Genomic DNA, 26,653 nt, shown 5'->3' with positions numbered 1-26,653 from the left:
GGGGAATCGTCACGGTTGGTCGATCGGGGTTTCGTTACGTCGGGCTTTGATGACTTCGGCGTCGTTGATTTGGGCCCCATTGATTGCATAGAACTGACGTGGGCCCGGAATGGATCGAAATTCGGTGTCTGCGACCGTCAGGGTAACGTCACGACTGGCGTAGATCGCCACGGTCCCACAACGATCGAAAACGCTATCGCGGATCGCCAACTGGATGGCATGTTCGGCATCGGGTTGGAACATCATTCCGTGGTCGCAATCGCTAATTTCCATTCGTACCGCTTTGTCCACCGCAGCGGTTTGCAACGCCTGGACGCCGACTGCGGAATTGATCACGGTCAATCCGTCCAACTCCACACGCCCACCGGTCAGGGTCAGCCCCGCCGCAATGCAATTGGTCAATCGACTGTCCAGAATCTTGCAGGACTCGCAAGCTTCAATCCAAATCCCGGTGTCACGCCCCGCATCGACTTCGACATTGCGTAGTTCGATTTGCCCCGCGTCTTTGGCGATGTGAATCCCGGCCAGTTGGCTCTCTCGGATCTGGACACTGTCCATCCCTACGTTGCCCGCCTGAATCAACACAGCGGTCCCGCCGCCTTTGATCTGGCTGTCGCCGGCGACTTTCAGCTGACCACCGGACATGTCGATCGCCGTGTCGCACCGCGTGAACACATCACCGGTGATTTGAACAACCGGTGGCAGCATCATGACGTCGTCGTCTGGGTCCCCAATCAGCGAATCACGATCATGCCGGACCATCCAAACACCGCGGGAACAGTCTTCAAAAGAATTGCCCGACATCGCCAAGCGTCCTCCGGCGGTGACATTCACCGCAAACTGACGCGCCGCGTTGAACCGGCAAGCATCGAGCCGAACCGGACGATCGGTCGGCTCATGGACCTGGATACCGATGTCTCCGGTGAATCGGCACCCGCTGACGACGGCGGGACTGGCGACCAACTGGACACCGCTGGCGGTGAAAGCACAGTCGCTGATCTGAACCGAGGACGCGTCTTTTGCGCTGACGGAAAAACCTGGCGACGACCCAAAGCGACACGCTAGCAATGCCAGCGAAGCGGCCGGGTGGACTTTGACACTGTTGTAATTGTCATCGTCCCCAAAGCTGGCTTTGCTGATGTCGCAGTCCTTCAGGCCCAGGGTTCCCTGCAGCACTTCGATCGTGTTGAAGCGTGATGGTAATGGGATGCCCGATGCGTTTTCGTACAAGTCTCTGGCTGCGATTTCCAATCCGGTCAACGTCACCGTTGCCTGACCATCGACGATGACCGGCGACGCACCGTCACCGATGACCACCGGTCGGCTTTGCGCATCGGGTGCCGCTTCCAATCGAATCGAACGTTGCAAGCGCAGCGATTCACGATAATAGCCCGCGGCGATTTGAATCGTTTCACCGTCCGCAGCGGCATCGATCGCTTCTTGAATCCGTCGGTGGTTGGCTAGACCGTCGACGGCCACGCGTCGGGGACCAGCATCCGCATCATGGGGAACCAACAGCGAATCCACCGGCGGATCAGACGCGTCCTCCGGCAACGGCACGGGATCACCGATGTCCAAGTCCACGCGATCACTGGCAAAGCCGCCGGCAACGGCCGTAGACGGTCCTGAATCGGGAACCAGCGTCGATGGCTCCGGCGACCGCAGCAGCGCCAGAATCGGCTGATGAAAGATCGCGGCGATGATCAGCGTCGCAATGCCCACCGACACTGCGGCGATTCCCGTCAGCCTTCGTTTCCGATCCGGCGCACGTTCCAACGTCCCGCCGACCAAAGTGCGTTGATCGGTCATGACGCCGCGCTGCGACACCAGACTGTCACGCAACGTGGAAAGCCCCGTACGAGCCGAAGGGGATCCACGATCAAACGGCGTCACCGTTGCGCGAACCGAATCCAAGCCCAAGGGCCTTTCGAAATCCTCGGGCTTGGCATGTTGCCGGATCAAATCCAGAAGCGCACTGGACAATTCATCGACCGATGCAAACCGCTGCGACGGTTCCTTGGCGCAGCACCGCCGAAACAGTGCGTCCATATCCTCGGTCAATCGATCAGGATCCCGTTGATGAAGCGGCTTGGGATCGCGCTGGCAAATTTGGTCCGCCAACTGATCGCGTGTTCGGCCCGCAAACGGCAACCCGCCGGACAGCAACTCGTAATAGATCACGCCCAATGCCCAGATGTCGGAACGTGCATCCATGAAATCCACACGACCGCGGATTTGTTCGGGCGACATATAGGGCGGGGTCCCGGCCAGTTCGCGGCGTCGCCCCACCTGTTCCTGTTCGCTGATCGCCAAACCGAAATCAACGATCCAGGGAACTCCATTCACGTCCAACAAGATGTTGTCGGGTTTCAGATCCCGGTGAAGCATGTCTTGGCGATGCGCCGTCATCAGCCCCAAGCCCAGGTGATACATCAAGATCATCACTTGGCCGGGCGACGGTCGATCATGTCGTCGCACCCAGTCGCCCAAAGTGCAACCGTCGATGTACTTTTGAACGATGTACACCGCACCGAACTCAGTCCGGTCCACATGCAACACCGGGACGATATGATCGCCTTCGACCTTGGCCACATTCGACGCTTCGACCAACAATCGCTTTTGATAGGCGACGTCTTCGACCAACGAAAGCTTGATGGCGACCTTTCGGTCCAGCGCCTCATCACGCGCTAAATAGACAACGCCAAATGCGCCGCGTCCGAGTTCGCGAACGACATGAAATTTGCCGATGGATTTGGGAAGCGTCCGATGGCCCACGCTGGAACTTTCAAACCCATCGGCCATCGATGCCGTGAATTCCGCAGGAATATCGATCGTCGGCGCTGTGCCGGAAGATCCGCGATCCGTATCGCCGATAGGAAGATCCGCTTCGGACAATTCGGTCGCCCATAATCCGTCCTCGGACGAATCGTTCGGGACCTGGTCCGGCGGCGGTGCAATCGTGGGCAGATCGTCGGGCGATGGAGTTTCGTCAGCGACAGCGCCGGACGGCTTCAAGATCTCCGATCCAGATGCTGAACCGGAATCCAGCATGGAATCCGATGTCTGTGCGTCGATCGTGTCCAGCGACGCCGCGTCCTCCGAATCGTGATCGTGATCGTCGTGGGATTCCCACTGCCCCGATCGATCCGAATCGATGGGACGCCCGACAACCGATTCATCGGACGACGCGGAATCCGACCGACGGTCGCTGCTGTCGTCTCGATCGTTGTTGGACACGGCCTGGCGGACTGCTTGAGAGTGCAAAAGGATTCACTCGTTCAAGCATATCAGCTGCCCCCAAAAACTGGGATTCAAAAGTCCATTCTTTTGCGGCAGCCGGCCCCCACCAGATGCTGCCGGCGACGTCGCCGCACACCGGCAAAGCGTGAGAAGCGCCGCGACTAAAAGGCGCTTTGGATGGTGAAAGGAACCGCGGGACTGATCGGCGGTGGGACGGGCTGAATCGGCTGTCCCTGATTAAAGTCGTTGTCGTTGCTGTCGAAGATGTCGCTATCAGCCAAGATGGCCAATCCGGCCAGCCCCAGCAGACCGCTCAGGTCACCAAAGCCGCCGCCACCACCGCCGCCGTAGCCGCCACCATAGCTGCCACCGGGGCCGAATCCGCCGCCCGCGGGCGCCGCACCGCTACCGGCAACAGGCGTCCCGACACCTTCGGCGGGAAAAACGCCGTCGGCACCCAGCAAATCATCACGTCGCTGGGCTTCGACCACGGAGGGCACCAATTCCGGGGGCACCATGACGACTGGCAAGACCGACGCGGGTTCGGCTGCTGCGTTGGCGGCGACAAAACCGGCGTCTTGCATGGAGTCGATCGTGCCGTCGCTGGCGAAGGAATCGGTGGGCAATGCTTCGAAACTGAACGACGTGTATCCGGCCGGCCCGGCAGCAACGATACCGTAAACACCAGGTGATAAACCGGCCAGTGCGAACTGACCGCGAGCATCGGAAACCACGCTTTGCAGACGCACGCCATTGCGGATCAAGAACACGTTGTTTTCAGCCAACAAACCGCGGGTGTTCGGGCGATCCGAAGGAATGATGATCTGTCCCGGCAAACGGCCGTTCTCCGACAGTCGGACTTGGTATCCGTGGTCATCGGATTCGTCATAGTCGTAACGAATCGGGTCGACCGATTTCGGTTCGGTGTACGAAACGTATTGTTCGACCAAGCGATCGTTTACCGCACGCCCATCAGGAATCACTGGTACGGTGACCGTATTGTCCGCGCTGCTGATCCCGTCCAGATTGCCGACTTGCTTGGCGTAGAACGGGATGGAGGCGATCGCCGTCGCGGTTTTGGCGACGACGGCGTACAGACCGCTGACGGGATTGGACAGCACAAAATTTCCGTTGCCGTCCGGCGTCAAGTCTTGGGTGGACCCGTTGGGGGTAACGACGGTCAGCTGTGTCTCACTTGGCGAACCGATGTCCGCGAGGTATTGAACATCCAGTTGGATCCGCGGGGCACGCGACGTGAAGGCAACTGTGTTGTCCTTGGGCAATCGCATCGGCTCGTCTTGCACGACCACGTTGGCGACCAGCGTCTTCTGACGCAATGTTTCCTGTGCCGAAACCGTCAGGCCTCCACACATCACGGTCATTCCCAGGGCAACGACAACGGGGCCGAAGCCGAATCGATCCATCAGGCGGGTTCGTTTCGCGTGCGTCATACCAAATTGCTCAATGTCAAAAGCGAACGGATGCGGTGGGTGAACGCATCGACTTGCCAAGATGTACTCGTTCGAATTCGATCTTGGTCGGACAAGCCGGTGCGTTGGATCCCCGTGGCGTGATCCGAGGAAGAACATCAGAAAAGATGACGACGCGTTCAATCGCGTCGCTTGCAGCCGACCGGGACACGCAAAGTGCGGCCGGACGTCCATGCAACCAACCACCTCCCTGTGATTCCCACAGTTCCAATTCGTGGCTGTTCTTCTTTCAGTTTCAGATTAGACGACGTGCCTCCCGTCGCAACACCCGACCGACGGTGATTTAACCCAAATCACATCCGACGATCGCTGCAATCACACCAGGAAGAGCCGACAGCCCCCTTAAGGCAGCAACAAAGGCCAGGAACGCCCCGCAGAATTTCAGTCATGCCGCCCGGACGTCGATCCAAGGCGAACGCCGGCCGACACCCTTTTGCCGGCGACAGACTGCCGTTTTCCCTGCGTGGGCGTATCAGTCCGTTTCCGGCAAATGTGCAACAGAAGCAGCGGACGGTGTCCCCCGAGACGCGTCCGTATCCTGGGACGACACAGACGGAACGGATACCGAGTGCTGGGCCCCGTTCTGATGAGCCCCGCTCTGCTGGGTCCCGTTGCCGCCTCCGGGCGGCGTCGCCAGGGTGGTTTGGTCGCTTGGCGACAGACTCTGCAGGGTTGCGATTCGTTCGTCGACCTGACGCAACAGCGTCTGGACGATGGCGATCCGCGTATCTAAATCGCCTTTCAATTCCCGCTGCAAATCGAACATGGCGACCTGCCAGCGTTGGGTTTCGACGGGCGCGTCGCACAGCGGGACCGCGGTGGAATGGTCGCCCCGAATTTTGGCGGTGGCGTGGTCCATTTCACGCTGTTGGCGGACCGAACGCCGACGTGACCGAATCGTGCGGCGGGCCAAAACCCACCCCAGCATCACCATTCCGCCCAGAAACAACAGGCTGGATCGGTCCAATTCGGCCATCGATAGGATCGCGGGAAAGTTCATACCCAAACGTAGCATCGCTTTTGCAACCGGCTTTGGCACGTCAAACTGGATGCGACCAGAATTCGCCGGATTCATCGCCACAACCTGAATCATCGGCGTATCCACGACTGCACGCTTTCCATCCCGAATCGTTTTCGTGCCCGACGCCATCGCCACTGCCACATCGACAACCGCCCAAATCCAGCTTTGGCATGCGCCTTCATCCGCCCAGCAGCCTGGCCGAATTGAAACTCAGTGCCAACGTTGGATGCCGGTCGCCGAGGTCCAGGCGGCTCAGCGATTCCGTCGTCCCACCACGCGTCACCAGCACATCATCGGGCGTGGGATGAGCCGCCGGTTGTTGGGCGGCGACGGGGTCGATCCACACGCGATTGAATTCCACTGGCTGCCGCATGGCAAACCGGAAGTTCGACGGCCCGATGAAGCCAAGCAGGCGTTCAACGTCGCGCACACCGACGGGTTGGTCGTCTGCGGCATTGCCAACACAGACGACATCTTGCTGGGCGTGGATGTCGAACCGCTGGACCGCAAGACCGATGCGAAGCTGGCCGAGCGATATTTTTCCAAGCCCGAGATTGAACACTTGTCGCGGTGCCGCGATCGAGTTCAGCGACAACAGACATTCCTGCGAATCTGGACGCTGAAGGAATCATTCATCAAAGCGATCGGCACGGGGCTGCACACGCCGCTGGGCCATTTCGCATTCGAAAAGATTGACGACGACCAACCGGTCTTGCGTGTGTTGCAACCGGGACTGGATCAAGGACGCTACTGGACGTTTCGTTGCTTCAGCCCACGCCCCGGCTACATCGCGTCGGTCGCCATCGGCGCGACCGCAGACACGCTCCGGTGCAACTACCTGTTGCAAAGGCTGGAAACGCTTTGCATCGACCCGGACGATCCTGACTTGCCCTAAAGAATCGCCAACGGGTTTCGTTTCGGTTCCAACGTTCCTCGCGTGACGCCGACACGATTGGTCGCTTGCAAAGTTCGCCACACGTTGCCGCCATCGACACGACCGGCCAACAAGTCCTGGTACAGCCGAATGACTCGCCGTGTGTCTTCGGCATCCTGGCTTAGCAGTTCCACCCGATACCAACCGACGCCGCGGCGAATCAAGTCCGCCACCACTTCGGCACCGCTTTGCGGCGAAGCGTTGTACAACGTATTTCGGCACGCGATGTCGGCTTGCAGGGGATGCAAGGCGCCCACCCGGTCACGCAGTTGAACGACGTGTCGATCACAGGGGCGACCACAATTGGTCTTGTTGGTTCCCGGCGAAAGCACGCTGCAAAACACACAGTGCTCCATGTGGAACAACGGCATGTGTTGATGAACGACGACTTCCAATCGGTCCGCCGGCACACTGTCGACCAAGTCTTTCAATTGGTCACGATTCAAGTCATACGACGCGGTCAATCGCCCCACACCCTGCTCGCAAAGCCACTGGGCCGATCGATGGTTGGTGATGTTCAGCGAAAAATCGGCGACGCAATCAATGCCGACCTTCCCCGCATGTTCGATCGCGGCCAAGTTTCTTGCCAAAATCAAATCGGGTTGATACTTGCTAACGGCATTCAGCAAAGCATTTTCCCCCGGCTTGTGCATCCGCACCGTCGCCAGCCCGACGGTCACACCGCGTTGCCGGCCCGCATCGACGGCATGTCGGTAATCGCGAGGTTGGTGAAAATCGGCGTAGACCAGCGACACGCCGGAATCCATGGCCGCTTGGACTTGGTCCATGGTTCGGCATAAAACGGCCAAGGACGGGGCACCAGAGGGCGGTTCGACGCCGGCATTTTGGGCCGCCCTCGGTTGGCCCCACGGCTTGAGCAGTTCAATTCCCGCATCAGGTTGAATCCGCCGGACCGGTGGCGAAGTCAAGCGATCGCGCAACCGGCCGACCAAGTCGCGACGCAGCGATTTCAAGACGCTGACCGGCACCATCGGCTGGTCCTGGATTTCGATTCGAACGTCACCCAGCTGAAATTCGGTGTCGCCTAACTGCCCCAGTTTTTCGCGAATCATGGCCGCATCGGCGGGCCGTTTATTGGCTTTTTCCAGTGGCTTTTCGGAGCGGACCATCTCGCTGATCGCGGTCCCGATCCGTGCTTCCAGTCGCAGTGGCTGGCCGCCGGCGGCGTGCACCGCAAGATCAACCGACAAACCGGCGTCGTCTTGTTTGCCCGTGTACGTTTGTCGTAGCCGCCGATTCAGTTGCGGATCGTCGTTCTTGAAGACCGGATCATCCGCGCCAATCGCGCCGAAATCCAAATCGCCGTGTCCGAATGCCAGCCAGACGACTTGCCCCGCATGGGCCGACCGAACCGACTGTCCGGCTTGCTCGATCGCATAGACACGGCTGCCCTGGAATTTGCCTTGATCGGATTTGGACTGAACCGAAACACCATCGCCAAGCGCGATGTTGCACCGGAGTTTCAATCGGATGCGGTCGCCCCGAACGTCGTCGACCACGCCGGCGGCCAAACCTTGCTTTGCCGAATACAAACCGGGCACCAAGCGTTTGTGATCGTTGCCTTCCAGCCATCCAGGGGCGAACCCACGTGAAAAGGACAGTTCCATTTCTTGCCGGGCTTGCTCGGATAACTCGGTCGATTCACCTTGGACGGCTCGGTCGATCGCACGACGATAATGTCCGGTGATGTTGGCGACATATTCCGCCGTTTTCAGACGCCCCTCGATCTTCAGTGACATCACGCCGGCGTCGATCATGTCGGGGATCGCAGCGTAACCAGCCAAGTCCTGGGGGCTCAACAGATAGCGGACATCGCCCAGGTCACGATCTTCACCGTCACAGACCAATTCATAAGGCAGTCGGCATGCTTGGGCACAGTGACCGCGATTGGCACTGCGTCCGCCCAACGATTCGCTGGTCAGGCATTGCCCGGAATAGGCGACGCATAGTGCACCGTGGATGAAGGCTTCCAGTGGCAAGTCGGTCGCGTCGTGAATCTTGCGGATCTCGGCAATCGACAATTCGCGAGCCAACACGACGCGTTCGATTCCCAGGTCGGCCGCCACACGAATCGTCTCCGCGCTAGTCAAGCTCATCTGCGTCGACGCATGGATGGGCAAATCGGGACACACCGTGTGAACCAACCTGGCGACGCCAAAATCTTGGACCAGCACGGCATCAACACCCGCGGCGGCGACCCGTTGGATCACCGGGACCAATTCAGGCATCTCGCTGGGAAACGCCAGCGTGTTCATCGTCATGTAGCCGCGAACGCCATGCAAACGCAGGGTCCGCATCAATTCGTCCAAATCATCCAAGCCGAAATTCTTGGCCCGGTACCGAGCGTTGAATCCACAATCCAACCCGAAATAGACCGCGTCGGCACCATTGCAAATCGCCGCACGAACGCAGTCCCAGTCGCCAGCGGGGGCAAGCAGTTCAGGCCGCGGACGTGACGGGTGTTCGGCACTTTTTTCACTTGGATTCATCCCGCCGATTGTGACCGCGGCGAGCGGATCCCGCTAGGCAAAACACCGCTTCGGATGTGTCCAGTGGATCGCGGTGGGGTGGCCCCGGTCGACCACCGATCCTGCGACAAGTGCGGTCGCGGGCGACGCAGACTGTGGAAAGCGGCGGGCTGGCGGGCGATACTGGCCGCCTCGGAAAAGAATCGACCAAAGATCGAAACTTACGCCCCTTCCTTCCCGTCCCACCTTTTCCACCCCACCCATGAAACATCCCACGATAAAGAATCACGCGATCGTTGCCCTGGCGATCCTCTGCCTCGTCGCCTCTGTATTGGGTCCGCCCGCCGTGGCCCAAGATTTGACGCCCGCCCAGCCGGCCACGCCGACGATGTTGACCCGCTGGGGAAAGAACGTCACGGCCGAAAACGCTTGGACGGAATACCCCCGCCCCCAGTTTCGTCGCGAAGACGCTTGGCAATGCCTGAATGGGCATTGGGATTACGCGGTGACCGGGCGCGACCTCGGATCTTTCCCCGATCAGGCGGACGGCAAAATTCTAGTGCCGTTCTGCATCGAGTCGACGCTCAGTGGTGTCGGCCGATTGCTACAGCCCAACGAGACGCTTTGGTACAAGCGGACATTCACGCACCAGCCGGCCGAAGGCGAACGGACGCATTTGCATTTCGAAGCGGTGGACTATCAGACAACGGTCTTCGTCAATGGCCAAAAGATCGGCCAACATATCGGCAGCAGTGATCCGTTCCGCTTTGACATCACCGATGCGGTCCACGAGGGCGAAAACGAAATCGTGGTTCAAGTGATCGATGAAACCGCCCCACATCAAACCTTGGGCAAACAAACCAAGAATCCCAAAGGCATCTACTACACGCGGGTCTCAGGGATTTGGCAAACCGTGTGGCTGGAACAGGTCCCCGAGCGTCACATCGCCGGCGTGAAGATGAAACCTCGATTGCACGAAGACACCCTGCGTGTCCTGCCAACCTTGGCCGGTCCGAAAGTCGACGGCGAACGAATGGTCATCCGCGTCCACGACAACGGCCGAACGATTGCAACGGCCGATTCATCGCTCAGTGTCTCTCTGCCCGGTGCAAAACGCTGGAGTCCCGATTCGCCACATCTATACGACATCACGCTGCAATTGATTGACGCCAGTGGCAACGTGATCGATCAGGTCGAATCGTATGCCGCCATGCGTGAATTCGGCATCCAGCGCGATGAAGACGGACATCTGCGTCTGACGCTCAACGGCGAACCGATCTTTCACTACGGACCGTTGGATCAAGGCTGGTGGCCGGACGGATTGCTGACACCGCCCAGCGACGAAGCGATGTGCTTTGACGTCGACTACTTGAAGCAGGCCGGATTCAACATGATCCGCAAACACATCAAGGTCGAACCGCGACGGTTTTACAGCCACTGTGACAAAGTCGGCATGCTGGTTTGGCAGGACATGCCCAGCACCGGCGGGCGTCCCGAATGGACACGGATGAAACCTGGCCCTGATGCCACGACGTGGCCGCCGGAAGAAACCTGGGATGAAGCACGCCGCAACCAGTTTCGGTCCGAACTGAAAGCAATGGTTGAAAAACTGCGCAACAGCCCCAGCGTCGCCATGTGGGTCCCGTTCAACGAACGATGGGGACAGCACGACACGATCGGTGTCGGCCGATTCATGGAAAACTTGGACGTGCGTCGTCCGATCAACATTGCCAGCGGTGGCAACTTCTTCCCCGTCGGTGACGTCGCCGATCACCACAGTTACCCGCATCCGGACTTCCCGCTGGACGATGCCCGCTTTGCCGACTACGTCAAAGTCGTGGGCGAATTCGGCGGGCATGGCTTGGTGATCCAAGGCCACCAGTGGAACCCCAAAATGCGCAACTGGGGATACGGCGGACTGCCCAAGACGCCGCAAGAGTACAAGGAGCGTTATCAAACGACGCTAAAACAATTGGCCGAACTACGAACGCAGGGCATCGCCGCGGGCGTCTATACCCAAACCACCGACGTCGAAGGCGAAGTCAACGGTTTGATGACCTACGACCGTGAAGTCCAAAAACTGTCGGCCGACGAGCTGGCCCAGATGCACCGCGACGCGGGCTTCTAAATCACGATCCCGAAAAGCACGTTCCCAATCGGTTTGCTGACCACACCGGGGGCGTGTCGTTCGTATCGCAATCGCACCGGGGGCTTTGGATCTGGCAACGCTTTTGATCCAAAGCCTCTGCCCCCTGTTACAGCCGTCTCCTTTCCTTCACCCGCAACGAAATCTCATGATTCGAAATCGCATCGTTTGTTCGATCTTCACCGTGATGGCGTTGACCGTCATCGGCGGCACCGCCGCCGGCGCGGAAAAGCCCAACATGATTTTCATTCTGGCCGACGACCTGGGCTACGGTGACCTGGGCTGCTACGGTCAAAAAGTCATCCAGACGCCCCGCTTGGACCAAATGGCCGCCGAGGGCATGCGGTTCACACAGTTCTATGCGGGCAACACGGTTTGCGCCCCCAGTCGCAGTGTGCTGATGACCGGCCAACACATGGGTCACACGTTTGTTCGCGGTAATGCCAACACGGACATGTCGATTCAAGCGCTGCGTGATGAAGACGTCACCGTGGCAGAAGTCTTGAAGACCGCCGGTTACACCAACGGTTTGGTGGGCAAATGGGGACTGGGCGAAGTCGACAACGAAGGCTTTCCGTTACAGCAAGGCTTTGATTCATTCTTCGGATACCTGAACCAAGTCCACGCCCATAATTACTACCCGGAATTCTTGTGGTCGGGCGATCAAAAACTGAAGCTTCGTAACAAAGTCAAACGCAACGACAAATCTTACGGCGGCTTCACCGGCGGCTACGCAACCAAACGCATCGATTACAGCCATGACTTGTTCGTCGAACAGGCCGCCGACTTTATCAATCAGCAACAAGCGACCGACGGTCCGTTCTTTTTGTACTTGGCTTTGACGATCCCACATGCCAACAACGAGGCGACTCGGATGATGGGCAACGGCGCCGAAGTGCCCGACTTTGGGATCTATGCCGATCGCGATTGGTCCGATCAAGACAAGGGCCAAGCAGCGATGATTACCCGCATGGACGGCGACGTCGGACGAATCTTGGACCAATTACGCAAGCTTGAGATCGCCGAAAATACATTGGTATTTTTCAGCAGCGACAACGGGCCCCACGACGAAGCCGGACACAACTTGGACCGCTTTGATCCCAACGGCCCGCTGCAAGGGATCAAGCGAGCCTTATACGAAGGCGGCATCCGAGTTCCCGGAATCGCTTGGTGGCCGGGCACCGTTGCCGAGGGATCCACGAGCGACCACATCGCATACTTCGGCGACTGGATGGCGACGGCGGCGGAGTTGGCCGGCGCGACACCGCCCAGCGACTTGGACAGCATCAGTTTCGCGCCGACCCTGATGGGCCAACCCGACCGGCAAAGGCGGCACGAATTTCTGTACTGGGAATTCTATGAACAGGGCAGCCGCCAAGCCGTCCGCTTTGACCAGTTCAAAGCCATCCGCCAACCGATGTTCACCGGCAAGGTCGAATTGTACGACGTGGACCAAGACATTTCGGAATCCAACAACATCGCCGCCGACCACCCGGAAATCGTGGCCAAGGCGACGAAGATGATGGACGATTCACACCAGCCGAATCCGAACTGGGAAATCCGCGGACGCGCTCCGAAACGCTGATCCGCCCAAACGCGAACCAGGGTGGTGGACACGATGGTTTCATCCGGCCGGCATCCACCTCCTACGCGAACTCCTGACGCAGGTCGGTGGGCTGATCCGTTTCGGGTCGGTCCGTCGCCAGTTTTAACAACAGTGTTTCGGCCACCCGGTCCATCGCCTCGTCGTAGCGGCGACTGGTGACCAGCGAACATGCCGATCCATCGGCGAACCGGATCGTGTGCATCACCCAACCGTGGTGCAACGTCGGTGCGGCCGATTCGGGAATGGGATGCACTGTTGGGGACGTCCACCAGCCAGCCTGTTTCAGTTGCCAGCCCTTTCCATCGGCACCCCGGCAAAGCGTCAGTCGGCTTTTGGCAGGAAACGGCCCGATGTCGTCTTGCGGAAAGACGATCAGTTCGGGCTTTCGGGGTGAACCAAATCCGGTCCAAAGCTTGGCCAAAATCGGATCCAAAACCATCGTTCGATAAAACGTCACGCGGCGGCTGATCCATCGCAGGATCAACGCGGCAACCACCAGCACGCACAAGTTGATGACGGTGGCCAACGTGGGGCTGTAAGCGTAAACCGCCATCAAAGCCGCACAGATGGTTTTGTTACAGACTTCGAACACGGCGTCCAAAAACGGAACCGGCGTCAGCCATACCAAGAATTCAAAGAAGAATTTGACGCTGTTGATGATCAAAATATTGATCACCATGGCGACGGCCAACAGCGTGTCGGCGGTGAAACTGATCACGCCAAACTGGACCATCGTAACTTGAGGTTCCGGATCAGGCGACTCAATCGCGGCGACGACTTTGATCACCAACAAGATCACGATCACCGCATAAGTTTCTAGTCGATCCAACGCTTGGGCGATCGGCTTACTGACCTTGGTCAGTCGCGGCAGGCTGGTCAAAACCGTCAACCCGACGAAGATCCAAAACAGGGTCGGATTCTGTAGCGGCCCGCTGGCCCCAAGCAACGCGTTGTCGGTGATCCAATCGGGGCCGTACAACGCCAAGCCGGACAACAATGCGATTCCGAAAAACGGGGACAAGGCGACCGGTGCCAGGGGGCCCAGCCAATCCGCCAAGTGCAGCGATTCCGCCCAAGCCGTCGTCGCGGCGATGTCCGTGGTATCGAATTCGCCTTCCAGGGTTTCGGTCAGTTTCTCCGTTGACGTTTCATCCGTCTCCGTTTGCGCAGGCCCGACATTGTCGATCGTCACCGCATCGGCACCGGACGTCTTCGCCGACTGCGCCGCTCCGGTGCAAGTCCCTGATAACCAAAACGAAACCGTGGCCACGATGACCACCATGGAAAACCGCACGGGATTCATAGACAAACTCGATCGAAAAGAAAAAAGTCGGCCGAACCGGAACGTCGCAGTGCATCGATCAATCACTGATCAGATTGCCCGACACGTCCGGACGCCCATTGTTGCAGACCACGTAAACGGGCCCGCCCCCGCAGAAAATATTCTTCGCCCAGCGAAGCGAGATGTTGGTCGCGAAGTTGCGAAAATTTCGCTTCCGCGTCAGCGGATACCTGAATCCAACCCGATCGTTGCAAAGCCCGCAGGATGGCTTGGGCGATCCGTTGGTGTCCGGCGATTGACGGGTGGATATGGTCCACAAACCAATCCGGGTCTTCCACCGAATCGTTGTCTTCATCAAACAGTTTGGAAACATCCACTGATGCATCGGCCTCGGCCGTGATCGATCGCACACTGGTGACGATGGGACTGGTCGCACGCAACGGACACACGTCGCAGTCGCGGGCGACGGTCAAGAAAGTACGCGTGGTTTGATCACGGATCCCGCCGTCCCAACGTTGACGCCCCAAGTAGTAATTGGCTCCCGCGTGAAGTGGATCGGTTTGAAGAATTTGTTTGCAAACCGATGATTTTTTCGATGCGTCCTGGCCAGTTAAAACTTCTTGCCACCCATGGTCGATCCATTGCTGTTGTGGATCTGGCAAACTTGGATCTGCAACCGTTTTGAATGGCGGCGTACGGACACGGTCCGACGCGGGAACACAAACCAGAATCGGAACGGCTGCGCGGCGACACCTTTCGACCATCGACCTGATCGAGGCATCAAAGTCAGTTTCGACGCTGCGGCGCCACGAAGGGTCGCGACGGTACGCATCCAAACCGCCGACATGATCCAACCGGGCATCGACCTCCGGTGCAAGCGTCGGTGACAGTGGATTCGCGTTGCCGCCCAGACGCTTCTTGACGAAACGTACCGTCGCCGATGTGGTGGCCATGCCATCCATCAAGCGTTGCCAGCGACCTCGTGCACGTGTCGCCGCGTAAGTGCGGTCTTCCAGGAACTCGTTGTGCCCGGTGTACAGCACGATCAAATCTGGCTGGTGCTGTAGGACTTCTTCCAGCAATCGCGACACGCGATAACTGGCATACGAAACTCCGCCGACGTTCACGACTTCCGGCGGATGATCCGGATCGGCAGCTTGCATCCATAGGGAAAGCCAGGTGGAAAACGCCGTTTCGTGTGCGTAGGGACGGCCTTGAACGGTGGACCCGCCCAACACAAAGACGCGCCGGGTCCCGGCGACCTTTTCGGTGGCGAAAGATGCGGGCCGAAAGTAGTTCCCACGCTGTGGATCGACGATGAACCGGTTGCCCGCTTCATTGGGGATGAACAACGCCGGTTGGCGGGAAACATCGACCAGTGGATCGTCCCAAGTGACCGACGAATCATCGACAATTCGCAGCACGATCTCCGCGGCAACCAGTGGTAACAGACCGATCAAAATCGCCAGTGACCGGAACCACCAAACTTTTCGCCGTGACATTTTCCGCTGCGTCGACATCGGCGTGGCTTTAGCGATGACCGCCGCGCCGGGCTACGACACGGTGGAAACGCAATTGCACCTCGCGGTCGACCACTCGCCGGACACCTTCGACCAGACAGGCGGGTTCGTTTTCGCGTTCACCGCGTGAGATGACCGAATCCAGTGGGGTTCCCGGCGCGACCGAGAAGGTCCGCTGGTTGACCGTTTGGTTGCCCGCGTCCAATTCGGGAATGATGAAGTGACAGGTCGCCCCGAAGGTCAGCATGCGAGCGTTGTAGGCGTCGTGGTAGGGCCGGAAACCGGGAAAGCCTGGCAAGAGTCCGTGATGGAGATTCAAAATCCGTCCGCCGGCAAACTGCCAACACGTCGCCGCAGGCAAGATCCGCATGTAGCGGGCCAGCACGACGTAGTCGACGTCGTAGCGATCCATCACGTGAACCATTTCGCGGTCATCGGCCGCCCCCGCCTTGTCACCGATCATTTCGAACGGGATGTCGAACTGGTCGGCCAGGGGAGCCAGTTTTTTGCGATTGCTGATCAGGACCGTCACGTCCGCGTTGATTTCACCGCTGCGTGCCGCTTCCAGGACCGCCCGCGGGGTGTGTTCGACAAAGGTGCCGCACAGAGCAATCCGTGGCTTGGCGACGTTTCGATCGGGGCTCCAGACTCGGATCGACAGCTTGGTGTGATCACCGATTTGACGCATCGCGTCGATCATCGGCTCGTATTCGGCCGATTCCAGATCGATCCGACACAGCATCGCGAACAGCTGTTCTTCGTCATGGTCATACATCTGAATCTCATTGATTCGGGCGCCCCGTCCGGTCACATGGTGAATGATCGGGTCAGCCAGGCCGGTGCTGTCCGGGCCCAGAGCGGTGATGACGACTTCCATGGTGGGATGACTTTGATAGTGTGTGGCGTGCTGATAACCGTCGATTCCTGACGAATCGGCTGATTTTAGGTCACGACGGGATTTTTTTCACCGCGGGTTCCTTTTCCCCGCCGGCCCGAATCGCGACACCATGATCGGGTCCGGCCGCATCCGCGGGGACCGCCGGAGGTCTTTTGCCTTGCCGAAATCAAAGAAATCCAAATCGCCCCGCCCTCAGAAAACGGGCCCTGCGCCGGAATCGAAATCGGCCAAGGCTTCGACGCTGGCACCACGCCCGCCCAAAAAGCGGCGGCGTGAAGACTATCCTGCCGACGCTAATTTGTGTGAACACTGTACCGCCAAGTGCTGTCACTACTTTGCATTGCCGATCGAAGAACCCGCGTCACGACGCGACTTTGATTTCATGCGGTGGTACCTGCTGCATGATCGCGCGTCGGTCTTCGTGGATTCGGATACCTGGTACCTGCTGGTCCACACGACTTGCAAACACCTGCAGGAAGACCATCGCTGCGGGATCTACGAAACACGGCCACAGATCTGTCGCGACTACACCACCGCTGAATGCGAATTCGAAGACGACTGGTGCTACGAAAAGTACTTCGAATCGCCCGAGCAAATTGACGAGTACGCCGACGCGATGTTCGGGCCACAGTTTCCCGATCCAACGTTGGCCGATCATCATGCCCTGCGTAGCCGCCGCCCGACGGGCCTGCCGATCGCCGCGGCCCATTGAGATACCGATCGATTGCCAGACGACCGCCCTTTCCCCCAAAACAATTGAATCCCCCAACCATCGATGATCCAACCACGTACCCTGAAAGGTTTCCGCGATTATTTGCCCGCGGTGATGATTCCCCGCGAGCGTTTAATGGAAACCGCTCGCGGCGTCTTTCGTTCTTTCGGATTCGCGCCGATCGACACGCCGACGCTGGAGTACTTGGAAATCTTGACCGGCAAGGGCAGCGACGAAACCGACCGACAAATCTATCGCTTCCAAGACAACGGCAAACGCGACGTCGGAATGCGTTTTGATCTGACCGTCCCGCTGGCACGGTTTGCGGCCCAGCACATTGGAACCCTGGGCACGCCATTCAAGCGTTATCACATCGCACCGGTGTGGCGAGGCGAAAACCCGCAAGCGGGTCGCTATCGTGAATTCGTCCAGTGTGATTTCGACACCATTGGAACCGAAAGCGTTCTGGCCGATATCGAAGCGGTCGCGGTGATCGATTCTCTGATGCAAGCGGTGGGTTTTGACGCCTTCACAATCAGCATCAACAATCGCCAAATCCTGACCGGGCTGTTGAATCATCTGGGACTTAGCGATCAGAGCGTCGTGATCCTGCGGGCGCTAGACAAACTGGCCAAGATCGGTCGAGGAAAAGTTGCCGACGAAATGATGAAGGTCGCTTCGATCGACGCATCCAAGGCCGATGCGGTGCTGCGTTTGGCCGACTGTCAGACCGACGGTGACAACGAAGCCGTCTTGGACGCCTTGCCCGAGATCACCGGCGGGGATGAAACGGCGGCGGCAGGCATCGAACGATTGCGCGAGATCTTTCGCGGCGCGGTCGCTTCAGGCGTTTCCCCCCAGCGTATCCACATCGATGTCTCCATTGCTCGCGGCCTGGACTATTACACCGGCGTGATCTTTGAAACGACGCTGAACGATTTGCCGGGAATCGGCAGCGTTTGCAGCGGCGGCCGTTATGACAACCTGGCCGGCCTGTTCACCAAACAACACCTCCCCGGTATCGGCGCGTCGCTGGGCTTGGACCGTCTGTTGGCCGCCATGGAACAGTTGAACCTGTTGCCCGATGCCAAGAAAGCCGCGCCGGTGATGGTGGCTTATTTCGATCGCAACCGTCGCGACGACTACCTGCAATTGGCCAACCAACTGCGTCGCGCCGGGATCGGAGTGGAAGTCTATCACGAACCGAAAAAGCTGGGCGCGCAACTGAAGTACGCCGATGCCCAAGGATTCATCGCCGCAATCATCGCTGGTGAAAACGAATGGCAGGACGGACGCGTCCAGTTGAAAGACCTGCGAAACAAATCCGCGGTCGATGTGGATTATCGGCACGACGCCGCCGAACCGCTGGTCGCGGCGATCGGTGCATTGATTCAAGGCACGGCGTCATGTCCCAGTGCTTGATCAGCCTGGGCAGCAATCTGGGCCAACGCAGCGAATTACTGCATCGCGCCGCCGAACGCGTTGCCAAGTCATCGGTGGTGTCGAATTTTCGTGCCAGCCGCCTGTATGAAACGCCACCGATCGGCGGCCCGGGTGGCCAGGAACCTTTCCTGAACGCCGCGGCGGCGTTTGATACCGAATCGTCGGCGCACGAAATTTTGTCGCTGTTGCAAGAAGTCGAACAGTGGCTGGGCCGTCAACGACTGAGGCGTTGGGACGCCCGATCGATCGATTTGGACGTCGTGCTGTACGGCGATTTGGTGGGCGGCGACAGTCATCTGGTCGTGCCCCATCCACGTTACCCCGCACGAACGTTCGTGCTGCATCCCGCCTGCGACGTGGCCGATCACTATCGCGATCCGCGATTCGGATGGACGATCGGTGAACTTTCACGGCACGTTGCCAAAGCACAACCGTCGTTATGCCTGGTCGGCGGCGATGCAGACCTGCGAAAGTTGATTTGCCGGCGTCTGACCGAAGACCACGGGGTGACCACGTTCCAATCGTCCGACCGTGTGATGACCACCGGAACGATCGCCAACGCGCCACTTCCGCCCAGCCAGATTCGCTTCGCGGAATCTCCGGTGCAAGACGGCGTATCGACTGCCGACGCCGCTATGCCGGCAGGTCCTTGGGTCAGCGATTCGTTGCCTTCGCTGGACATCACCGACCGCACCCATTGGGACGATCCCCGCATGCCAAGACTGATCGCGCGAATCCAACACGTCACCGAAGATTCGTCTTGGCCGGCCCCGCACAAGATTTGGCCCAAGGGCTGGCGATACCCGGAATACCGATTGGAAGTCACCGACGTCGAATGGGCCATCGGGGAAGTCGCGTCGGCGTTGGATTCCATGCGTTGCCCGTGCCGGGCGGTGACCGCCGACGGATCATGGTGGCGATAACCATCGTTGCTTCTGTGCCGGATGTGACATCCAGTCGGCTTGTAACACCACCGCTTCCGGCGAATCAGTGAATCTTTTTGGTGACGCTGAGGGTCGCCTCGTTCTGGTTCCGATACCCACCACTGAACGTGGTTCGATGAAGCCACGCGCCGGACAAAACGGAGATTGTCCTTCGAACACTTTGCACGGATGCTTCCGCATGTCACTTGCAGGAGGCATACCCGATGAGAACGTCACTGACGACTCGGGGCCCTGTCCTATCGATCGCCACGGCCGGCATCTTGTTGGCCGGCATGACCGGTTGCAAATCCGGCTGTTTTCTAACGTCGTTCTATTCGCGTCCGGTCGTCGTTTCCGAAGGAACCTGCAACTGCGAAGTCCATCGCGGCGGGGTTCCCAGCATGACGCCAAACGTCCCGCACGAATCTTTGATGGGTGGGCAGGGGCTGTCGCAGCCCATGCCTGAAATTTCCACCGGCGAAATCCCCCCGATGTCGGCTCCGCCATTGCAGCCGATCCCCGAAACGGTCGACGGACTCAGCTGGCCCGCACAGCCGCCGGTTGACGTGACACCGATCCCCGAAGAACTGGATCTGCCGCCGGGCGAACCTGTCGAACTGTAGCCATCGCCAAGCCCGGCCTTGTCAAAATCATCAGCGACCTTGTCTGAGACCTCAGACAAGGTCTTTTTTCGTTTGGTGGCAAAACAACGGCGGTTGGCCAAAACGGCCGACTCGTTTGTCCCGACCGGTGCCGGCGCAACGCGAGTGGTTCAGGTCGCTAGAATTCCAGCCATGCACCCACCGAAAAGGCCCGACGCCAATCCTTACACGCCGACCGCCGAGATCCCGGAACAGGCGGTGGGCGGTCCGATTCATTTGCCGCCGGACGTCCGCGGGACTTTCGTTCACCAGGTGCCGATCCTGGGCATCTTGATGGTGGTCCAGGGCGGACTGGACGTCCTGATGTCTGCGGCCGTGGGGGTTTATGCCTTCATCCTGCCCGAGGCCATCAGCCAATCGCGTCCCGGCGGTGGCGGCAATCCGCCGCTTCCACCGGAAGCCACCTGGGTCGCCACCGCGTTGATCGCGACGGTCAGCTTTTTCGTCCTGGCGATCGGAATCGCGAACATCTTCGCGGGCATATGGACCGTGCAATTTCGCCACCGTGGTCGCGCCCTGCTGGCGGTCAGTTTCGGCCTATTGTCGGGGCTGACGTGTTACTGTTTGCCGACCAGCCTGTTGCTGTTCATTTATGCCCTGGTCGTCTTGAACAATCGTGGCGTCGTGCTGGCATTCGACTTACGCCGCCGTGGCCACCATCCCCAGGCGATTCAACAGGCGTTCAGTCGCGGTGCAACACCGACCGGGCAAGTCCCGCCCAACGTCTCGGCGACTCCGGGCGAATGACCTTTCGTTTCTTTCCTTTCACAATGCGGAGCCGACGTGATGCCAGGCCCAGAACCGTCCGACCGTGGCGAAGGCGTTTCCGACGATGTCTTCACCGCCAATGTTGCCGGGGATCCGATCGGCAATGTCGGTGCCGCACCGCCACCGGCGTACACCGGCCCGCCGATTCGGCCGTTGGGCCTGACCATCATCATGGTGTTGTGTTTGCTGTTCGGCGTGTTCGGAACTCTGCAGGGCATTCTGGGAATCGGCGGCTTGTTCTTAGGCGACCTGTTCGCCGAAATGGCGGCCAGTTCCGGCGACACCGCCCAGGCCCGGATGCAGATGGAACTGCAAGAAACCAACCGTCGGTTCATGATTCCCAACGTATTGCTGCTGTTGGGTGGAATCACGATTGCCGTCAGCCTGGTCGCCGGCGGCGCGGGCATCGCAATGCGTCGGCTTTGGTCGGTCGGATGCCTGCGCAAAGCATTCCTGGCAGCCGCGGTTCTGGAGGTAATTCGCGTGATCCTGGCCGGATTTCAACAAGCGGCCAATATGCCGATCATGGAACGGTATTTTCGCGAATCATCCCAGCAGATGCCCGGATTCGCCAATCTGACGACCACGTTCATGTGGGCCGGGCTGGTTTTCTGGTTGGTGTGGGCGACCGTCAAAATCGGATTGATGCTGTGGGGGCGGCATTACCTGGGATCGCCTCAGGTCGCCGGCTATTTCGGCGCACCATCGACCGACGGGCGCCAAGAATCTTCTTTTTGACGAATTTCGTTTTTCAGTTTCGCAGTCACAGGGATCCGCTATTTCGCGGGTTTCCGGTGCCAACACCGACGTGAAACGCGTGATTTTGAATCAGCAGATCCGTCTTTCAACTTTTCGCGTGCTTCTCCTAGACTGCGGCTCAAGTCACCGGCGGGATCAGCCGACAAGACGTCGGTCCGCCCTCGTTGGCAGGACAACACAACCTCCAGGACGGAGAAACGTTGGGCATGGATGCCGTTTTTCGCTCACGCCGCACCGGCGGATCGGTTTGCCTCGCACTCGGGTGGATGATTTGGCTGTTGATGCCGACATCGTTCGCCACCGCTGCCAAAGCACGCACGATCAACTTCATGGTCGACGCGCCGACGCCACAATTGGCGCAACAAGTCGCCCGTTCGGCCGAAAAGTACCGCCAAGACTTGGCGATGCACTGGCTGGGTCGCGTGTTGCCGGACTGGCCATCGCCGTGCCCGATCAACGTCGTCGCGGGAAATTATCCGGCTCAAGGCGTGACCACCTACAACCCGCAACCGGTTCGCGATTTCCGGATGGAAGTCGTCGGCACCCCTCAGCGGATCCTGGACAGCGTGCTGCCGCACGAGATCACGCACACCGTCTTGGCAACCCATTTCGGGCGTCCGCTGCCGCGTTGGGCCGACGAAGGCATCTGTACGACGGTGGAACATCCCGACGAAAAACGTAAGCACGAAATCAAATTGCGCGAGTTCCTGCACACTCGGCGCGGCATCAAGATGAACGAGCTTTTCTTGATGAAGGAATACCCCAGCGACATCCTGCCGATGTACGCCCAAGGCTATTCCGTTTGCCGTTTCTTGATCGCCCAGAAAGACGCCAGAACGTTCATCCGCTTTTTGGATGACTACATGAAACAACCGTCGTGGACCCAGAACGTTCGCAAGCACTACGGTTACGAATCGCTCCGCGAATTACAAGAAAACTGGTTGGCTTGGGTCGCCGACGGCAGCGGTGACGTCGACGCGTATGTGAAGTCCGACGCCGCCACATCGCCAGTCACGCTGGCCGCCGCGACGACCACCGCACGCCCCAATGATCCGCCGTCGGTCCGTTTGGCCGGTGCGACCGAGCCCGCACCCGGTGGTGACAGCGCGACCACCGGAAGCGGTTGGTACTTGCGGAATCGCGACAACCCCGAAGCCACGGCGTCTGCATCCACGGCATCCGTCAGTCCGGCATCGCCGCGAACTGCGGCGGCCGAACCTGGCCGATCGTCCGGACACGCCAGCACCCCCATTCAAACGCCACCGTCGGGCACGGCCCTGTCGGCGATCGCACCGCCGCCATCGGTTCGAGGCGACCAGTTCTATTCGACCGCCCACCCGCAAGCCGAACAGCGAATCGCCCGCGGCGATTTCCCGGCGCCCGCTCAGGGCCAGGCCCGAGCACTCCGGGCCGGCGATATCGACCAGGAAGCTTGGCACACCCCCGCGTCGGAGGCCGTTCAGTATGACGCCGACGCGGCCCGCTACCTTCGCTAGGTCGATGCTTTCCTAGGCAAGGCGGCGTCACCCGGCGACCGGGGCGACGGCCTTCCCGCGGAAGCAGCCGCGGGTTTCATTGGCGTTTATGGCCGCCGAAGCCTACCGCCGCAGAGGCGAATTTGCTAACCTGCCCGATCACCTTCCACATTCATTCCCCACGATGACCGCCCCGCGAGGGCACGTTTTCATGGCAAAACCGCAACACAAGCTGAAGAAAGCCAATCACGGCCGACGTCCCGCTAGCGCCAAAGCCCGCAAGGCAAAGCGTAAGAAGATCAAGACCTGATCGCGTTCGACTTGACGAAGCCTGGGAAGATAGCGGCGTGGCAAAAGACGAATTCATCATCGATTTGGACCTGTTGGATCCCGACAAACCGATCGCGGATATCGAAGCGATTCGGGCGGTCAATCCACAGCGTCACGAGATGGAACAGCTAACGGCGATCCTGTACGAGGATTTGGACCGTAACGTCAGTGCCGCGCTGAAAGAGATCACCGCGGACGAATTTTGGGTCCGTGGCCACATGCCCGGCATGCCGTTGATGCCCGGCGTGATCATGCTGGAAGCCGCCGCACAATTGTCCAGCTATCACGCGTCCAAACACGATCTGTTGGGTTCGGCCATGGTCGGATTCGGCGGCTTGGACGAAGTCCGGTTCCGTGGCGTCGTCACGCCCGGCGATCGGCTGATCATCATGGTCTGCTTGGAAAAGGTTCGCCGTGGCCGCATGATCGTGGCCCGATTCCAAGGCGCCGTCGACGGAAAATTGGTCGTCGAAGGTGTGCTTCGCGGCATCAGCATTCCGGTCGAACACGTGACCGGCCAAGCATCGACGTCCTGACCGGACGCCCAAATCGATCCGATTCGCTTACCGGATCCATCCACCGCCCAACACACGATCGCCGTCGTAGACCACTGCGGCTTGCCCCGGTGCGATCGCTTCTTGCGGGTCATCGAATTGGACATCGAACTCGGTCCCGTTTTCGTTGGCCCATTGGACGCTTGCCGGCTTGGCCGTGCTGTTGTACCGAATCTGAACGCCGACCTTGGGCGGCAATTCCGATCGGTCGACCAGCCAGTTCCCATCGACCGCGCTCAGACGCGGACGCTGTAATTCCGGTTTCTTGCCGATGACCACCTGCTTCGTATCCGGGTCGATGCGGACGACGAAGTAAGGTTCCCCCATTGCCACGCCCAATTTCTTTCGCTGGCCGATGGTGAAGGCTTCGATTCCGGCGTGCTGACCCACGACGTCACCTTCGGTGGTCACGATATCACCGGCGGTTGCCCCCACCATTTCCGGGCGGCGGGCTTTGACGAAATCGCTGTGGTGCCCCTGGGTGACGAAACAGATTTCTTGGCTGTCCTTTTTGGCAGCGACCCCCAGCCCCAAAGATTCGGCCATTTCGCGAATCTGTGGCTTGGTGAAATCCCCCACTGGCAACATCATCCGTGACAGCCGATCACGTCCGATCCCGAACAACGCGTACGATTGATCCTTGTTCTGATCGCGTCCACGGTGCAACCGGTTGCTGCCACCCTGACGGACCATTCGTGCATAGTGGCCGGTGGCCACATAATCGGCATCGACACCAGCGGCATAATCGAACAGCCGCCCGAACTTGATCCAGTGGTTGCATTTCACACACGGATTGGGCGTCCGGCCGTTGAGATAATCATCGACGAAGTAGTCGACGATCCGGCGAAAGTCTTGCTGAAGATCCAACGCATAAAACGGGATCTTGAACTTTGCCGCAACGCGACGGGCATCGGCCGCGTCGGTGGCACTGCAACAGCCCTGTTTGTGGTCGGCACGTCCGTGGGCCATCGGTGCGACGACGGGCAACCCGGCGGCGGGTCCGCCGGAATCATCGACGCGGCACTGCTGGGCGGATTCCTCGCCGTGCCGCATGAAGACGCCGATCACGTCATGGCCGGCATCGGTCAGCAGGTGTGCCGCCACGCTGGAATCGACTCCACCGCTCATTGCCAGAACCACTCGTGCCATTTTGTGTCCGTGTGCTGTATAGTCCTAAACGTGTTGGTTCCATGCGGCCCATCGCATCGCCGGTAACCGTCCGGAAGGGTGGCCGCTTCACTTCGTCCCAAAACAAATCCCCGGGAGTCACTGACGTCATGGACGCCGAACTGGTTCAACGTAGCGAAGCGATCCGCGAGCGTTTGACACAACTGCAGGACTCTCTTTGACCACGCTGCCAAGCGAACCGAAATCAAGGCCATCGAGACCAAGATGGGCGAGCCCAATTTTTGGGACAACAACGAAGAAGCGCAAACGACCATCGCCACGTTAAAGGGATTGAAGTCGATCGTCACCCCCATGGATGAGCTGTCCACGTCCGTCGACGACATGGATGCGTTGTTCGAAATGGCCGAAGAAGACGAATCGATCGCGGCGGAAGTCGAATCAGAAATCAGCCGATTGGAAGACGTTCTGGACGACTTGGAACTGAAGGCCCTGCTGAACGGCCCCAATGACCAGGCCGGCGCGATCCTGACCATCAACGCCCGCGACGGCGGCACCGATGCGAACGACTGGGCCGACATGTTGCTGCGGATGTACAGCGTCTGGGCGGTCGGACAGGAATACAAGATCGAATTGCTGGACCGTCAGGAGAACGAAGAGGCGGGGATCAACCATGCTTCGGTCGCCATCCGTGGGCCGATGGCCTATGGGTACCTCAAGGGCGAAGAAGGCATGCACCGGTTGGTCCGGATCAGCCCTTTCAACAGCGAAGGGAAACGCCAAACCAGCTTTGCCGCGGTCAGTGTCGCGCCGGAAATCGACGATTCGATCGAAGTCGAAATCGAAAAGAAGGACGTCCGCGAAGACACCTATCGGGCCGGTGGTGCCGGTGGCCAGCACGTCAACAAAACCGACAGCGCCGTGCGTCTGACGCACGAACCGTCGGGCATCGTCGTGCAATGCCAGAATGAACGCAGCCAACACCAAAACCGGGCTACCGCTTGGAAGATGCTGCGGGCGAAGATGGCACGACTGGAAGAAGAACGCCGCGAAGCCGAAGTCGCACAGAAATACGAATCGCAAGCCCGAACCGGATTCGGCAGCCAGATTCGCAACTATTTCTTGCACCCCGACCAACGTGTCAAAGACGCCCGAACCGGCCACTACGTTGGCAGTTTCAATAGCGTCATGGACGGCAGCGAACTGCAAGGGTTCTTGGACGCGTTTTTACGGTTCCGTGCGGGCAAGGAAGTCAAGACCGACTGAGGGACCACGC

Annotated in this window: 21 protein-coding genes; 13 read left to right on the top strand and 8 right to left on the bottom strand. The window is 59.4% G+C overall.

Annotated features, from left to right (window positions below; genetic code table 11):
* Positions 1-9 precede the first annotated feature (9 nt).
* The 3 genes from HFP54_RS08405 to HFP54_RS25515 form a co-directional block, all read right to left on the bottom strand.
* A complete protein-coding gene (locus HFP54_RS08405; RefSeq protein WP_168564808.1) occupies positions 10-3,264 on the bottom strand; it encodes a protein kinase domain-containing protein in 3,255 nt (1,084 codons plus the stop codon).
* A gap of 137 nt (positions 3,265-3,401) precedes the next feature.
* On the bottom strand, positions 3,402-4,664 hold the full coding sequence (locus HFP54_RS08400; protein ID WP_168564807.1) for a hypothetical protein: 1,263 nt from the start codon (positions 4,662-4,664) through the stop codon (positions 3,402-3,404).
* A 538-nt stretch (positions 4,665-5,202) separates the two neighbouring features.
* Complete coding sequence (locus tag HFP54_RS25515) at positions 5,203-5,823, bottom strand: hypothetical protein (RefSeq protein ID WP_235951489.1); 621 nt, start codon at positions 5,821-5,823, stop codon at positions 5,203-5,205.
* Between the two features lie 43 nt (positions 5,824-5,866).
* Between HFP54_RS25515 and HFP54_RS08390 the strand changes: the two genes are divergently transcribed.
* Entirely contained in the window at positions 5,867-6,646 is a 780-nt protein-coding gene (locus tag HFP54_RS08390; protein ID WP_315853863.1) for a 4'-phosphopantetheinyl transferase family protein, read from the top strand.
* On the opposite strand, the gene HFP54_RS08385 is transcribed toward HFP54_RS08390, so the two are convergent.
* The gene (locus tag HFP54_RS08385; RefSeq protein ID WP_168564806.1) at positions 6,643-9,195 is read right to left on the bottom strand and encodes a U32 family peptidase; all 2,553 of its coding nucleotides are present in this window, start codon (positions 9,193-9,195) and stop codon (positions 6,643-6,645) included. The genes HFP54_RS08390 and HFP54_RS08385 overlap by 4 nt on opposite strands.
* A gap of 241 nt (positions 9,196-9,436) precedes the next feature.
* Here HFP54_RS08385 and HFP54_RS08380 point away from each other — a divergent pair, with 241 nt between their 5' ends.
* Complete coding sequence (locus tag HFP54_RS08380) at positions 9,437-11,302, top strand: glycoside hydrolase family 2 protein (RefSeq protein WP_168564805.1); 1,866 nt, start codon at positions 9,437-9,439, stop codon at positions 11,300-11,302.
* Positions 11,303-11,468: 166 nt separating this feature from the next.
* Positions 11,469-12,905: an arylsulfatase gene (locus HFP54_RS08375; RefSeq protein WP_168564804.1), complete on the top strand. Its 1,437-nt coding sequence runs from the start codon at positions 11,469-11,471 to the stop codon at positions 12,903-12,905.
* Positions 12,906-12,966: 61 nt separating this feature from the next.
* Here the strand turns inward: HFP54_RS08375 and HFP54_RS08370 are convergent, their stop codons facing one another.
* The 3 genes from HFP54_RS08370 to HFP54_RS08360 all read right to left on the bottom strand — a co-directional run bounded on the left by HFP54_RS08370 (position 12,967) and on the right by HFP54_RS08360 (position 16,605).
* Positions 12,967-14,229 (bottom strand): hypothetical protein, encoded by a 1,263-nt coding sequence (locus HFP54_RS08370; RefSeq protein WP_168564803.1) that lies wholly within the window; start codon positions 14,227-14,229, stop codon positions 12,967-12,969.
* A gap of 62 nt (positions 14,230-14,291) precedes the next feature.
* The gene (locus HFP54_RS08365) at positions 14,292-15,710 is read right to left on the bottom strand and encodes an SGNH/GDSL hydrolase family protein (protein WP_168564802.1); all 1,419 of its coding nucleotides are present in this window, start codon (positions 15,708-15,710) and stop codon (positions 14,292-14,294) included.
* Between the two features lie 28 nt (positions 15,711-15,738).
* Entirely contained in the window at positions 15,739-16,605 is an 867-nt protein-coding gene (locus HFP54_RS08360; RefSeq protein ID WP_146415620.1) for a formyltransferase family protein, read from the bottom strand.
* Positions 16,606-16,867: 262 nt separating this feature from the next.
* On the opposite strand from HFP54_RS08360, the gene HFP54_RS08355 reads away from it, so the two are divergent.
* The 9 genes from HFP54_RS08355 (at position 16,868) to HFP54_RS08320 (ending at position 24,234) form a co-directional block, all read left to right on the top strand.
* Positions 16,868-17,338, top strand: coding sequence for a YkgJ family cysteine cluster protein (locus HFP54_RS08355; RefSeq protein ID WP_390657139.1), 471 nt, complete (start codon positions 16,868-16,870; stop codon positions 17,336-17,338).
* Positions 17,339-17,401: 63 nt separating this feature from the next.
* Complete coding sequence (gene hisS / locus HFP54_RS08350; RefSeq protein WP_168564800.1) at positions 17,402-18,760, top strand: histidine--tRNA ligase; 1,359 nt, start codon at positions 17,402-17,404, stop codon at positions 18,758-18,760.
* Positions 18,745-19,704 (top strand): 2-amino-4-hydroxy-6-hydroxymethyldihydropteridine diphosphokinase, encoded by a 960-nt coding sequence (folK, locus tag HFP54_RS08345; RefSeq protein ID WP_168564799.1) that lies wholly within the window; start codon positions 18,745-18,747, stop codon positions 19,702-19,704. Before hisS ends, folK begins: the two co-directional genes overlap by 16 nt.
* Before the next feature lie 224 nt (positions 19,705-19,928).
* Complete coding sequence (locus HFP54_RS08340; RefSeq protein ID WP_168564798.1) at positions 19,929-20,327, top strand: hypothetical protein; 399 nt, start codon at positions 19,929-19,931, stop codon at positions 20,325-20,327.
* A gap of 171 nt (positions 20,328-20,498) precedes the next feature.
* A complete protein-coding gene (locus HFP54_RS08335) occupies positions 20,499-21,113 on the top strand; it encodes a hypothetical protein (protein WP_168564797.1) in 615 nt (204 codons plus the stop codon).
* A 39-nt stretch (positions 21,114-21,152) separates the two neighbouring features.
* Positions 21,153-21,872, top strand: coding sequence for a hypothetical protein (locus tag HFP54_RS08330; RefSeq protein WP_146415626.1), 720 nt, complete (start codon positions 21,153-21,155; stop codon positions 21,870-21,872).
* A gap of 227 nt (positions 21,873-22,099) precedes the next feature.
* Positions 22,100-23,389 (top strand): hypothetical protein, encoded by a 1,290-nt coding sequence (locus tag HFP54_RS25510; RefSeq protein WP_235951485.1) that lies wholly within the window; start codon positions 22,100-22,102, stop codon positions 23,387-23,389.
* Between the two features lie 190 nt (positions 23,390-23,579).
* On the top strand, positions 23,580-23,678 hold the full coding sequence (locus HFP54_RS26350; protein ID WP_390621835.1) for a 50S ribosomal protein bL37: 99 nt from the start codon (positions 23,580-23,582) through the stop codon (positions 23,676-23,678).
* 37 nt (positions 23,679-23,715) lie between these two features.
* Positions 23,716-24,234, top strand: coding sequence for a 3-hydroxyacyl-ACP dehydratase FabZ family protein (locus HFP54_RS08320; protein ID WP_145293847.1), 519 nt, complete (start codon positions 23,716-23,718; stop codon positions 24,232-24,234).
* 27 nt (positions 24,235-24,261) lie between these two features.
* Here the strand turns inward: HFP54_RS08320 and mnmA are convergent, their stop codons facing one another.
* Positions 24,262-25,401, bottom strand: a complete 1,140-nt coding sequence (gene mnmA, locus HFP54_RS08315) for a tRNA 2-thiouridine(34) synthase MnmA (protein WP_168564796.1) — start codon at positions 25,399-25,401, stop codon at positions 24,262-24,264.
* A 128-nt stretch (positions 25,402-25,529) separates the two neighbouring features.
* Between mnmA and prfB the strand changes: the two genes are divergently transcribed.
* A protein-coding gene (gene prfB, locus HFP54_RS08310; protein ID WP_235951483.1) for a peptide chain release factor 2 occupies positions 25,530-26,643 on the top strand; the annotation gives its coding sequence in 2 pieces (ribosomal slippage) (positions 25,530-25,598 and positions 25,600-26,643; 1,113 coding nt in all).
* Positions 26,644-26,653 lie beyond the last annotated feature (10 nt).

This window comes from Crateriforma spongiae (assembly GCF_012290005.1).
Lineage (GTDB): Bacteria > Planctomycetota > Planctomycetia > Pirellulales > Pirellulaceae > Crateriforma > Crateriforma spongiae.
Note: the sequence above shows the minus strand (reverse complement) of the source record. Positions and strands in the feature narration are given on the sequence as shown.